The 12,059-nt window shown below is 70.3% G+C and carries 6 protein-coding genes and 4 pseudogenes; 5 read left to right on the top strand and 5 right to left on the bottom strand.

The features are described 5' to 3' along the window. Positions 1–489: 489 nt before the first annotated feature. Positions 490–804 (top strand): annotated as a pseudogene (locus ACWCP0_RS21830) (transposase); the annotation flags it as partial. Between the two features lie 274 nt (positions 805–1,078). Here ACWCP0_RS21830 and ACWCP0_RS21835 read toward each other — a convergent pair. After that, a complete protein-coding gene (locus tag ACWCP0_RS21835) occupies positions 1,079–1,537 on the bottom strand; it encodes a heavy metal-responsive transcriptional regulator (RefSeq protein ID WP_451080468.1) in 459 nt (152 codons plus the stop codon). Positions 1,538–1,621: 84 nt separating this feature from the next. On the opposite strand from ACWCP0_RS21835, the gene merB reads away from it, so the two are divergent. Both merB and ACWCP0_RS21845 read left to right on the top strand, forming a co-directional pair. Then, positions 1,622–2,623, top strand: coding sequence for an organomercurial lyase (gene merB, locus ACWCP0_RS21840; protein WP_451080469.1), 1,002 nt, complete (start codon positions 1,622–1,624; stop codon positions 2,621–2,623). Between the two features lie 8 nt (positions 2,624–2,631). Next, positions 2,632–3,096: pseudogene (locus ACWCP0_RS21845) on the top strand (DUF5990 family protein); the annotation flags it as partial. Positions 3,097–3,177: 81 nt separating this feature from the next. Here the strand turns inward: ACWCP0_RS21845 and ACWCP0_RS21850 are convergent. Together ACWCP0_RS21850 and ACWCP0_RS21855 are read right to left on the bottom strand one after the other, a co-directional pair. Beyond that, the gene (locus ACWCP0_RS21850) at positions 3,178–4,065 is read right to left on the bottom strand and encodes a 3-hydroxyacyl-CoA dehydrogenase (RefSeq protein ID WP_451080470.1); all 888 of its coding nucleotides are present in this window, start codon (positions 4,063–4,065) and stop codon (positions 3,178–3,180) included. Beyond that, positions 4,062–5,048, bottom strand: a complete 987-nt coding sequence (locus ACWCP0_RS21855) for a 3-hydroxyacyl-CoA dehydrogenase NAD-binding domain-containing protein (protein WP_451080471.1) — start codon at positions 5,046–5,048, stop codon at positions 4,062–4,064. Before ACWCP0_RS21855 ends, ACWCP0_RS21850 begins: the two co-directional genes overlap by 4 nt. A gap of 465 nt (positions 5,049–5,513) precedes the next feature. Here ACWCP0_RS21855 and ACWCP0_RS21860 point away from each other — a divergent pair. Beyond that, positions 5,514–6,029: pseudogene (locus ACWCP0_RS21860) on the top strand (AMP-binding protein); the annotation flags it as partial. Between the two features lie 268 nt (positions 6,030–6,297). Here ACWCP0_RS21860 and ACWCP0_RS21865 read toward each other — a convergent pair. Beyond that, positions 6,298–8,256, bottom strand: a complete 1,959-nt coding sequence (locus tag ACWCP0_RS21865) for a SpoIIE family protein phosphatase (RefSeq protein ID WP_451080472.1) — start codon at positions 8,254–8,256, stop codon at positions 6,298–6,300. A 385-nt stretch (positions 8,257–8,641) separates the two neighbouring features. On the opposite strand from ACWCP0_RS21865, the pseudogene ACWCP0_RS21870 reads away from it, so the two are divergent. Continuing rightward, positions 8,642–9,110 (top strand): annotated as a pseudogene (locus tag ACWCP0_RS21870) (TSUP family transporter); the annotation flags it as partial. A gap of 83 nt (positions 9,111–9,193) precedes the next feature. Here ACWCP0_RS21870 and ACWCP0_RS21875 read toward each other — a convergent pair. Next, on the bottom strand, positions 9,194–12,019 hold the full coding sequence (locus ACWCP0_RS21875) for an NHLP bacteriocin export ABC transporter permease/ATPase subunit (RefSeq protein WP_451080593.1): 2,826 nt from the start codon (positions 12,017–12,019) through the stop codon (positions 9,194–9,196). Between the last annotated feature and the right edge of the window lie 40 nt (positions 12,020–12,059).

Here is a 12,059-nt window from a genome sequence, read left to right on the forward strand (position 1 = left end):
ACGCCCTGTGGCGTGGGGGACCCCCAGACGGGCTGGGTGCGGCTGCTGTCGGTGGGTGGGGGTCGGGGCCCCTCCGGGCTCGCCTCCTCGAAATCGGTGGGTACGGCGTCACCCGGCACCACCGCCCGATTTCTGCGGGGGCGACCCTGCACGGCCCCGCCCCCGCCGACCCCCGACTGCGGCCCGGTGGGTGGTACAAGCCACCGGGGTCAGCCCTCACGGGTGCGCCACCCGGGTGCGCGCAGGGGTCGTTAGGGACACTCGGAGGGCGTTTAGCTCTCTATTGCAGCTGTTTGTGTCGATCTGCGCTTCGGTCGGTTCGGGACTGCTGAGCTGGGTGGGGATGGTGGTGCAGGAGTCGCGGTGACGACGCCGTATTGGCAAAGCTGCTCCTGTCTCATCCCAGGATGCGCCGATGTGCGCCCTTCGCTTCTGGTGCGGGGTCCTCGCGCCCGGGCCGGCCGACAGGCTGCGCGGTTCTGCAGGATCATGGCTGAGCGTCGCCGCTGTCCCAGTGATCTGTCCGATGCCCGTTGGGCGTTGGTCGAACCGGTCCTGACCACGTGGCGGTCCGAGCGTCGCGGCCGGGGGCTGGACATCGGCCGGCCGCCCGACCACGACCTGCGGATCCTGCTGGACGCGGTCCTCTATGTGAACCGCACCGGCATCCCCTGGCGCTACCTCCCGCACGACTGTCCGCCCTGGCCCACCGTCTACGCCTACTTCGCCCGCCGGTAGGAGGAGGGCGTCTTCGACCAGCTCAACAGTCTGCTGAGGCGACAGCTGCGGCAACGTGAGGGCCGCGGGGTACCTGGGGGTGTACTACCGGGTTGAACCCTCCGCGCTGGCCGCGATGGGGCAGATGCTGCGGCACTACGGCGCCTGACAGCACCTACAGGCGGGGAGCGACGAGTACCGGGCCGCGGACGTTTTCATGGTCGGCTCCGTTCACCCGTGAGCGCATCGGCCGACACCACCGGGTGTGGCGCGGGTGTTCGGTGCCGGCCTCGGCGGCGCCCAGTGCGGCGCCCAGTGCGGCGCCCAGTGCGGATTCCAGGTCGCGGCCGCGGATCTGGGCTCATGATGACAACCGTAGGTTGTCAGTCACCCCCTGTGACAATCCCTCGTTGTCACTCGGTGCGGGGGCGCCGATGATGCGGCAGATGTCCGCCTCCGTGCAGCTGCTCGGGTCGATGACGGCGGCCCGTTCGCCCAGGCCCCGCAGGGCGGTGCGGGTCTTGCGCAGTTCGGTCATGCGGCGCTCGATGTCCGCGAGATGCTGCTCGATCAGGTCCGTGACGTGGGCGCAGGGCGCCTCGCCGGAATCACGCAGGGCCAGGATGGAGCGGATCTCTGCGAGGGTGAGCCCGGCCGACTGGGCGTCGCGGATGAAGGCGAGCCGATGCGCGGCCTGCGGCGGGTAGTCGCGGTAGCCGCCCGGTGTGCGCGGCGGCTCGGGCAGCAGCCCGGCGTCCTCGTAGAAGCGGATGGTCTTGGCCGTCAGTCCGCTCGCGGCGGCCAGTTCTCCGGTGCGCATACCGCCGAGGTTACGCCTTGACCTTCCAGTGCACTGGAAGGTCTAGCGTCGGTCCCACAGGTTCTGATCTGGGAGGACGATGCCATGCGCATCACCGTGCTGACCGTGCCCGACTGCCCCAACGCCCCGGTGATCGAGGAACGGATCGCCCGCGCGGCCGCGGGCCGCAGTGTGAAGGTGGAGCTGGTCGAGGTCGCTGATCAGGAGCAGGCGGCCCGGCTCGGGATGACCGGCTCGCCCACCGTCCTGATCGACGGCGTGGACCCGTTCGCCGTGCCGGGCGCACCCGCCTCCCTGTCCTGCCGCCTGTACCGGGGGGCGGACGGCCGGGTCGAGGGCGCGCCGAGCGTCGTCGAACTGCGGCATGTGCTGGATGCCGTGAACACCACCGGGGAATGCGAGTGCCCGCCGATGGATGCGGCCGGCCGCGGCGGCCAGGGCCGCCTCGCGCCGGTGGCCGGCGGGCTGCGCGCCGTCCAGCAAGCCGTGCTCCGCCATTTCGCGGCCACCGGAGGCGCACCTACGGCGGGCGAACTGGAAGCCGCGGCCGCCGCACACGGCCGCGGCGCCGCAGAGGTTCTGGCCGACCTGGCGGTGGAGGACTTCCTCACCCTCGACGACCACGGCCGCATCCGGGCCGCGTACCCGTTCTCCGCTGTGCCCACGGGCCACCGGGTCCGTCTCGCCAGTGGTATCGAGGTGTGGTCGATGTGCGCGGTGGACGCGCTGGGCATCCCGGACATGCTCGGTTCCGACGCCGTGATCACCTCCGCCGACCCGATCACCGGCGAGAGCGTCACCGTCACCTCCACCCGGGGCAGCATGACCTGGCAGCCTGCCACCGCAGTGGTCTACGTCGGCCAACGCTCCTGCACCGGCGCCGCTGCCGATGTCACCTGCGGGGCCCTGAACTTCTTCACCAGCCGCCGCACCGCCCACACGTGGGCCGAGCAGCACCCCGACTACACCGGCAACGCCGTCGACCAGGACCGCGCTGAAGCCCTGGGACGGTCCATCTTCGGCTCCCTGCTGACAGCACCGGAGCCAGCCGGAACATCACCGGACTCACAAGCAGTACAGGGATGATGGCCGGCATGCGCATCCGCATCGACGCCGTCGACCTGCCCGGCCTCACCTGCCCACCTGGGGCATCAGCCGACGACAGCGCGGCGTACCACAACATCCACGTCGCGGTGCAGCGCCGCGACCGCCGTGCCGAACTCCTCGCCCCGCACCCTGGCGACGCCACGTCCGCTACGTGGAACCTGGAATGCACCACGACCGTCACGGCGACCGGCATCGATGTGAAAGGACCCTACGTACAGGGACGTTCGGGCGGCCGGTTCATCTACCTGTCATGGGGTACGGTCGACGACGCGGGCGCCTTCACCATGTTCCGCCGCGCCAAGCTCATGCTCGACTCCGTACCGGCCAAAGAACTCGATGCCGCCGCACGGAGCGGCCTGCTGGTCGGGCGCCTCGGCCTGACCGACGCGTGCGGTGCACCCCTGTGCGCGCGAGTCGTGCCCCCGGCCATCACATGGGCTGCCGGAAACGCTGCCACACCGCACTCGGCGGCAATCCACCGATCAGCCGTGTGAACAACGCTGCAGGTCAATACACCTAGACCCTCGTTCCGGTCAGCACGGCACGCGGGCGATGCCGGTGAGGTTGCCCTGCGCGGCGAGGATCTCCCTCCGGTTCGATCCGTCGAGATCGGCGGCGTAGACGCTTCCGCCCAGGTCGGTCACGTACATGCGGCCGCCGTCCGGATCGAGGGCGATGCCGATGCCTTCCATGAGGTGGGTGAAGAGGATCTCCGGCGTCCGCTGCCCGTCCTGCGGGTGCATCGGCGAGCGGTTCACGCTGTTGCCCCGCGGCGGGTCCCCGCGATCCGTCCAGTACAGCTTGCGCTCCGCGAGGTCGAGGTCCAGGTCGATCGGCTCCGGCAGCCCCTCGAACAGCACCTCGATGTCGCTGCGTTCGGCCGCTGTCTCCCCGGCGGGCAGGTTGATTCCGGCCCGCAGGATCTTCCCGAGCCCCGCGTCACTGGGGCCCTTCTGGCTCCAGTAGAGGTGTCCGCCAACCGGGTCGACGGCGACTCCCACGCACCACCGGGTCTCGTCGCGGCAGTCGTCCTCTCCCTGTCCCGTCTGCACGAGGGTCTCGACGTGCGAGCCGTCGAGGTCGCAGCGCATCACGCGCATGCCCTCGCGGTCACCCCAGTACAGCTTCCGGCCGGCGCCCTCGAGATACAGCTGCTTCGGCGTGTGCGTGACGCCGCTCGGGACGATCGTCGTTCGGTTGCCTCCGTCCAGGTCCACGCGTTCGATCGAGCCGTCGTTCTCCGGCGGAAGGCCCATGTTCGTCCAGTAGATGTGCCCGGCCACGGCATCGACGGCGACCCCGTCGGGGAGCCTGCACCCGGTGACGACGACCTTCTTGTCGGAGCCGTCGGGGTTCACGGAGAACAGGCGACCGCCACCGCTGGCCTCGAGCACGAACAGTCTTTCCTGGCGCTGCGTCACGGTTCCTCCTTCGTCTCGGGGCCGGCTGCGGCGCTCGGGCCGGACGGGTCGTGCTGGGCGCGCACGGCCAGCAGGGCCGAGAGCATCGCGTCGCGCCGGGCGGCCAGCTCGTCGACCGAGTGGTTGTTCGCCTCTTTCAGGACACCGTTGACGATCGTCTCCTCGAGCTCGGGCGTGAACTCGGGGGTGCCCAGTTGCTGCCAGGACGCCACCATCCGCGGCATGAGGGTGTCCATGAAGTGCTGGATGCCGCCCTCTCCTCCGCCGAGATGCCACAGCAGATGGGGGCCCATGACGCCCCATCTGAGCCCCGGCCCCCAGGACACCGCGGTGTCGGAGTCCGCCACGTCGAGCACTCCCTCCTGGACCAGGTACACGACCTCGCGGTACAGCGCGGCCTGGATACGGTTGGCGACATGCCCGGGCAGTTCCTTTTTGAGGTGAACCGGCTTCTTGCCGACCGCGGCGTAGAACGACATGACGTCCTGGATCGTGTCCGGAGCGGTCCTTGTCCCGCCGACGACCTCGACCAGCGGGACGATGTGCGGGGGGTTGAAGGGATGACCGATGACGGTCCGCTCCGGACGCCGGCACTCGGCCTGGATGACGCTCATCGTGATGCCCGACGAACTCGACGCGATGATCGCGTCCGGTGGCGACGCGTCGTCGATATCGGCGAACAGCTTGACCTTGAGCTCCGGACGCTCAGGTGCGTTCTCCTGTACGAAATCGGCGTCCGCGACGGCCTGACGCAGGTCCGCGGTGAAGCTCAGGCGCTCGAGCGAGGCTTCGGGCGCGAGCCCGATCGAGGCGGCGGCGTCCCAAGCCGCCTCCACGTACGAACGCAGGGCCGTCTCGGCGGTAGGGGCGGGATCGGTCGCGGTGACGTCGAAGCCGCGGACGAGATAGTGCGTCGCCCAGCTCGCACCGATGGTGCCGGTCCCGACGATCGCCACGCGGTGGACGGGCCTGTGGGATTTCATGGCTGGTCACCTGCTCCTGAAAGTTTGACACGGGCTGTGAGGGAGGGAGGCGGCTGAGCTGGCCGGCATCAGCGGCCGTGCCAGACAGGGGCGCGTTTCTCGGCGAACGCCCGCGCGCCTTCCCGCGCGTCCTCGCTCGCCATCAGCCCGCTCGTGAGCGCTGGTGGACGTCGATGCGTGCGGCGGGTTGTGCGGTGTTCATGAGGCAATTCTCGGCCAGCGGGAATGTCGGCGCATCGGGCTGCGCGCCCAGCATTCGAGCGTTTCCTTGGTATCGCGGTACAGGGCACTTGTCAGCGCTGTTCCCGGAGGAGCGCGGCAGCACCGTCGTGGTGGGCCGGCAGCGTGCTCTGGATCTGGATCTGGCGTTCGTCCAGCGGGCATCCCTCCCGACCCCGCTGGGGCTGCGTGGCCGAAAGCCCCAGAGAGTCGAGGAGAGGAGCTGACACGAACCTCGCATCCCACATGGTGAACAGCGCCAGGATTCATCCGGATCGCGCCGCGCTCCGTCTCGGGGACGCCGCTGTCTCCTATCGCAGGCTCGACCAGGGCAGTGCCCGCATGGCCGGACTGCTCCGCGACCGCGGCGTGAAGCCCGGGGACCGAGTTGCGATCATGCTGCCCAACGTGCCCGAGTTCGCCCTCGTGTACTTCGGCGTACTCCGGGCCGGCGGCATCGTCGTCCCGATGAACCCCCTGCTGAAGTCGCGCGAGGTCCGCCTACTACCTCGGCGACTCAGGTGCCCGGCTCCTGTTCGCCTGGCACGCCTTCGCCGACGAGGCACGGACCGGTGCGCAGCAGGCCGAGGCCGAGGCGGTCGTGTCGTCGGTCCCGGCGCATTCGACGAGCTGCTGGTGTCCGCCCTATCCGTCCAGGACCTGGCCGAGCGGCACGAGGACGACACCGCGGTGATTCTCTACACCTCGGGAACGACCGGTCAGCCGAAGGGCGCCGAACTGACCCACGCCAACCTCACCCGCAACTGCGACATCGTGGCCACCGATCTGCTCCAGCTCACCGGCAACCGCCGAGTTGCACGGCTGGGACCGGGCGGCGTTGGAGGCCGACCCACACCTCTGCGCAGACATGGAGCGTGGTCGGCGCAGCGCCGGGCAGGCAACCATGGTCGCGTCCTCGATCGTGCGTACAGGTACCAGCATCCCGGTCCTGCGCACCCTCATCCGATGACTGAGCGCGGGTCGTCCCGGACCGCGGTCGGTGGGGTCCAAATGAGCGAGTCGAGCGCCATCATGTGCGCCGGACGATCAACACGGCGAGGTCGTCGCGGTGGTTCATCGCGATTGCGGCGTCGAGGACTCGGTCAGCGGTCTCCTCGGCGCTCAGTCCGTCGTGGAGGGCTTGGGCGGCCAGTGTTCCGGTTTGCTTCAGTCCGGCGTCCAGCGAGAGGTCCCGCGCTTCGACCAAGCCGTCGGTGACCATGACAAGCGCGGTGCCCTTGTCCAGCGTGAAGGCCTCCTGCGGGTACTCGGCGTCCGGCAGGATTCCCAGGACCGGGCCGCCCGGCAGCAGGCGGATGTCATGGCTGCCGTCGTCGTGTGCACACAGCAGGGGCACGTGGCCGGCGCTGGCGCCGGTGACCTGTCCGCTGCGCGGATCGATATGCAGCATGGTGCAGCTGGCGAAGCGTGGTGCGTCCATCGTGACGAGTAGCTGATTGGTGTGCGTCAGCACGGTTCCGGGGTCCGGCTCGCGGGCGGCGATCGCGCGCATGGAGCCGCGGACCTGTCCCATGAAGGCGGCCGCAGCCACGTCGTGCCCTTGGGCGTCGCCGATCTCCAGAGCCACCGCACCGTCGGGCGTGAGGAAGGCGTCGTACCAGTCTCCGCCGATGTCGAGCCCGACAGAGCAGGGCCGGTAGCGGGCGGCGACCTCCAGGCCCGGTAGACGTTCGGGCAGCGTCGGCAGCATGTGCTGTTGGACCGCCGTGGCCAGCTCGAGGCGGGCCTGGTGCGATCTGATGCGCCCCAGCGCCTGGCCTGCAAGCTCGGCCAGCGTGATCAAGAATGCACTCTCGTCCGGGGGTGGGTGGTGCCCTTTGCCGTAGGTCACCACCCAAGCCCCGAGCGGCCCGTCGTCGGCGGGGCCGAGGGGAGTGATCGACATGGCGACGTCGGGGCCGGGCCACGGCAAGGGCGCTGCGCCCCCGTGCGGCCAGCGGCGGAGAAATTCCTCCTGATTGGAGATGAATTGTGGCTCGCCGGTGCGGATCGCCTGGGTCATCGGGAGCTGCTCGTCCAGCGACACGCAATGCAGGGCGTCGCCCTGCCACGTGGGCAGCCCGGCATCCGAGGAGACGCAGAGGTACCCGTTGTCGACGAGCGCGAGCGCCGCGCCGGTGCCGTCGAAGGTCGCGGCGAGCCGGGTCAGAACGACCTGCTGCAGTTCCTGTTCGGTGGCTGTGCGGATGAGGGCGGAGGAGAATTCGGTGATCTCGTTGGCGCGGCGCCGTTCGGCCCCCAGCGCGGCCAGCATTTCCTTGCGGCGGGCCTCGTGCTGGGTGTCGTCGCGGATCATCCCGAAGACCTGCTCGGGGCCCTCGAACTCCAGCTGGATCCGACGGGTCTGGCAGGCCAGGACGCACCGGTCACCGTGGTCGGTATGGAACCGCAATTTGGTCCAGGTGCGCTGGGGGGTGTCCGGGGCCAGGAGCCGTCGCAGGGAATTCCGATCGTCGGGGTGGATGTGCCGGACCACCCAGGGCAAGGACACCGAGGCCTCCGGGAACAGTGCGCCCACGGTGGCTGCGCCTCCCAGCCACTCGAGCTGCTGCACCTCAGGGTGGTAGATGCACAAGCCGAGGCCGGTGGACTTAGCCGACAACCGGAACGGCATCAGCAGGCTGCCGAGGTCCTTGTGCGCGTTCAGGGAGTGCACCCATACCACCTGCTCGCCCCCGGCGGTAGTTACCGGCCGCGCCTCGACGAGGAAGACCAGAGACGCCCCGCCCGGACTGGGAAGCTCCAGCACCCGCATCGCCAGCCTCTGCCTGCTCGCGTGGGCCACGATGCGCTCGACCACGCTCCGCTGGCTTTCGGGCACCAGCTCCCATGCGTATCGGCCCACACACTGTTCCGCCGGCCTGCCGAGCGCCGTAGCCATCTCGGCGTTCAGGGAGCGGATGATGCCGTCCGGGTACAAGAGAGCCGACGGTTCAGCCCTTCGAAGGAGTTCGTCCGAGGCGTCCACCTGTCGCTCCCTCGCGATCGTCGAGCGATCACCCTCGTGGTCCAATAATCGCATTCCAGCCATTTCATCGCCCGGTCAGCGCTTTGGGGTCACGGATGATGAAACCTGTCTGACCTGCTCTTTTCATTTTGTTCCGACACCTGCCGGGCCTGCCGTCGTCTGGAGGCGATCGAAACGAAGCGCAGTCAGCGGCTGGTGATCAGCCCGGCCCTGTGCCCTCGCCGGGCCGGTCCGCTACGAGGCGACCGTCCTCATCGCCGCCATCAACGAGTGGCTGTGACCTGCACTTTCGATACACGCCGTGGGTTCCGCGACGCCCCCACTGCGGGACATCGGCGCGGTGGTGGAGCGCATCGCCCGGCGGCTCTGCACGCGATACGGACACGTCTTCGTCGCCGCACCACTGCTGCCGCTCGGACTGCGGCTGTGGCTGCGCACCCTGCGCCCGGCACCGGCCCGCGCCACCCGCCGGCCCTCGCCCCGCGCCACAACCGCGCCGGCCCTGGGCCGTCGGCGTTGTCGGGGGCATCTACGGGATCGGCGCAGGTTTCATGCTCGGCCCGATCCTCGTCTGCCGCGGAGTGCCGGTCGCCACGTGGCACCCGCCGCTCTGGCCTCCACCTTCGTGACGTCCATCGTCGGTGCGGTTACCCACGCGCTGCTCTCCCTGGCCGCCACGGGTGACGTCGCCCCCCATCGGCTACCCGGCCTGTCCTGTGGGGGCTGGGGGCCCGGTCGGCGGATACCTCGGCGCCCATCTCCAGCCCTACCTGCCCGAGACCGCGCGTCGGCTCCTGCTCGGCACCTTCGCTGCCGGCATCGGCGCGCTCTACGCCGTTGACATCCTGCACTGACCGCGCGCTCAGGCCCCGGCGCTGGGCCGCTGCCGAAACGCCGCGCCGCCATCAGCCGGCACGCCATGCGGGGCTCCGGCAAGTCACATCATCTGGCGTCGGACCAGCTCGTGCAGCCGCCCCGTCGTGTCCGCGAGCAGCTGCGCCGGTGGCCCCTCCTGGACCACCCGGCCGTCCGACATCACCACGACGCGGTCGGCGTCCATGACCGTCGACAGCCGGTGGGCGATGACGATCCGCGTCGCCCGCAGCGCGCGCGTGCTCTCGGTGACGATCCGCTGGGTCGCGTTGTCCAGCGCGCTCGTCGCCTCGTCGAAGAACAGCACACGGGGACGCCGGATCAGCGCCTGCGCGATCATCAGGCGCTGGCGCTGGCCCCCGGAGATCGCACCCGAACCGGCGATCATGGTCTGCATGCCCATCGGCATGCGGCGGATGTCTTCGGCGAGGCCCGCCATCTCCGCCGCCTCCCACGCCTCTTCCTGGGTGAAGGGTTCGGCGCCGCAGATGCAGTCGAGGATCGAGCCGGTGAACGGCTGGGCGTTCTGCAGGACCACACCGCACTGGCGGCGCACGGCAGCCTGGTCGAGAGCGGCGAGGTCCTGGCCGTCGTACAGGACGCCGCCCGACAGCGGTTTGTCGAAGCCGATCAGCAGGCGCAGCAGGGTGGACTTGCCGCAGCCGCTCGGGCCGACGATCGCGACGAACTCGCCAGGTTGCACGGTCAGGGACACGTCGTCGAGGACGAGCGGGCCGTCGTCGGCGTAACGGAAGGACAGCTTCCGGGCCTCGATCGCCCCGGACAGGTCCCCCGGCTGGGTGCTGGCTCCGCGGACCTCGGGCGCCTCGTCCAGCAGCGGCTTGACCTGTTCGAACATGGGGAGTACGGAGGCGGCCGAGACGAGCGCGCCCGTCAGCTGCGTCACCGACGCGAGCATCATCGTCACGGCGGTGTGGAAGGTCAGGAACTCGCCGGCCGTGAGGCTGCCGCGCGCCGGACCCGCCAGCAGCATGAACATGATGAGGGCGCACAGTGGCAGGTAGACGGCGTCGAGGACCGTGGTCAGATTGCGGATCCGGCCCGCGCGCCGCTGGAGTTCACGGCTGCGGGCGAACTGCTTCGCCCAGGCCGCGTACGCGAAGCTCTCGGCCGCGGCCACCCGGAGCTTGGGCAGTCCGCGCAGGGTCTGGAACGCCTGGTTGTTGAGCTTGTTGCCGAGCTCGACGAGGCGCCGCTGCCAGCGCAGCTGCCAGAGGCCGAGGCCCAGGAACACCACACCGATGACGCACAGCATCCCGATTGCCGCGAGGGCGAGCGGAACGCTGTAGGCGAGCAGCAGCACCAGGTTCATCGTTCCGACCGTGCTCGCCTGGACGACCACGGGCCCGACCCCCGACAGCAGCCGGCGGATCGCGCTGATGCCCATCGCCGCGCTCGCCAGCTCCCCGGTGGAGCGCTCGGCGAAGAACTTCGTCGGCAGCCTCAGCAGCCGGTCCCACACGGCGGGTTGCAGCGTGCTCTCGATCCGGCCCTCCATGCGCAGGATCGTGAGGTTCTGCAGCAGCATGAAGGCGGCCGAGACCACGCCGGCGACCATGACCGCCACGGCCACCTGCACGATGAGGCTGGTCTCCGCATTGGGCACGTACACGCCGAGCACCTGGCCGGTGGCGATCGGCACCAGCGCGCCCAGGATGACGGTAACCAGGCCCGCGATCGCGAGGTTGCGCACATCGGGGCGGGTGCCGCGGAGGCTGAAGCGCAACAGCCGCCAGGCGTTCAGCGGGCGCTCGGGCAGCGGCCGGTAGAACATGACGGCACGCGGCTCGACGTCCTCCGCGTTGTCGTCGTCGATCCGGATCCGTGAGCCGGTGGCCGGGTTGACCGCCTCGTAGCCGCCGCGCCGCCACAGCAGCGCGACCGGTGCCCCGGACTTGGCCCGGTGACCGACCAGTGGACCGGAGTACTCCCGCCACCAGCTTCCGTCGAGACGGACCGCGCGGGTACGGATGCGTGAGGTGAGCGCGATGCGTTCGACGGGGCCGATGCGCTCGTTCACCGGCCCGCCCGACGTCGGCTCCGCGAGTGTGATCCCGGCCGCCGAGGCGACCAGGCGACACACCGCGTAGACGGCGTCGTCGGACGCGGCGGCCCCTCCCGCCGGCCGGGCGGAGGACGACCTGCGGGAGCGGCCGATCGACGCGAGCAGCGCCTGGTCGGCGCCCGCGCGCACCGCCTCGCCCGCCTTCAGGCCTGCCGCCGCCCGGTCCTCGTGGGCGCGTTCGAGGCGCTCGATCCAGCGGTCGAGCCCCGACAGCAGCCGGAACTGCTGGTTGACCATCTGCTGCCACAGCGCGCCGTCGACGAGCAGGTCGGCAGCCGCCTCCGCGCTGAATGCGGCGCCGTACTGCACACTCCCGGGGAAGACGGGCAGCCACAGGATGTCGTCGTCCGCGACCGCTCCCTCGTCCGTCGTCCGCCCGTCCAGCGGGGCTTCGAACAGCACCCGCTGGCCGCGGCCGACGCCGAGCGCGAAGGCGTGCTCCAGCAGGCTCAGCGTCCCGTCCTGGCTGTCGTACTGGCTCTGGTACGCGCTCTGGTACGACCACGGGTCGGCGTACTCCTGCGGCCGGTACAGCTCCCGCAGCGGGATCCGGCGCAGCGCGCACCCCTGCAACGGCCTGCCGACGAGCGTGTGCTGAGGCCCCTCGACGGGTCCGAGCAGCAGCGTGCCCGTCTCCAGGCGGCCGAGGAAGTGCCAGTGCCCCTGCTGGACCGCGTCGACCGCGAACAGGTCGAGCGCCCCGCCCACGACGAGCCACAGCACCTGCGGCCCCTCCAGCGACAGGCTCCGCAGGCCCGTGCAGTCGACCGGTGCGCCGAGGCCGCCGAGCGCCGCGAGCACCATGTCGTCGGGACCCGTGGGCGCAGGGTGCTGAACGGGGATC

This window comes from Streptomyces sp. NPDC001970, from assembly GCF_053594115.1.

Bases quoted from the DNA above. Each gene is read 5' to 3' on its own strand.
- ACWCP0_RS21875 (WP_451080593.1), bottom strand. From the start codon at position 12,019: ATGGTGCTCGCGGCGCTCGGCGGCCTCGGCGCACCGGTCGACTGCACG.
- merB (WP_451080469.1), top strand. From the start codon at position 1,622: ATGCGCATCACCGTGCTGACCGTGCCCGACTGCCCCAACGCCCCGGTG.
- ACWCP0_RS21855 (WP_451080471.1), bottom strand. From the start codon at position 5,048: ATGAAATCCCACAGGCCCGTCCACCGCGTGGCGATCGTCGGGACCGGC.
- ACWCP0_RS21835 (WP_451080468.1), bottom strand. From the start codon at position 1,537: ATGCGCACCGGAGAACTGGCCGCCGCGAGCGGACTGACGGCCAAGACC.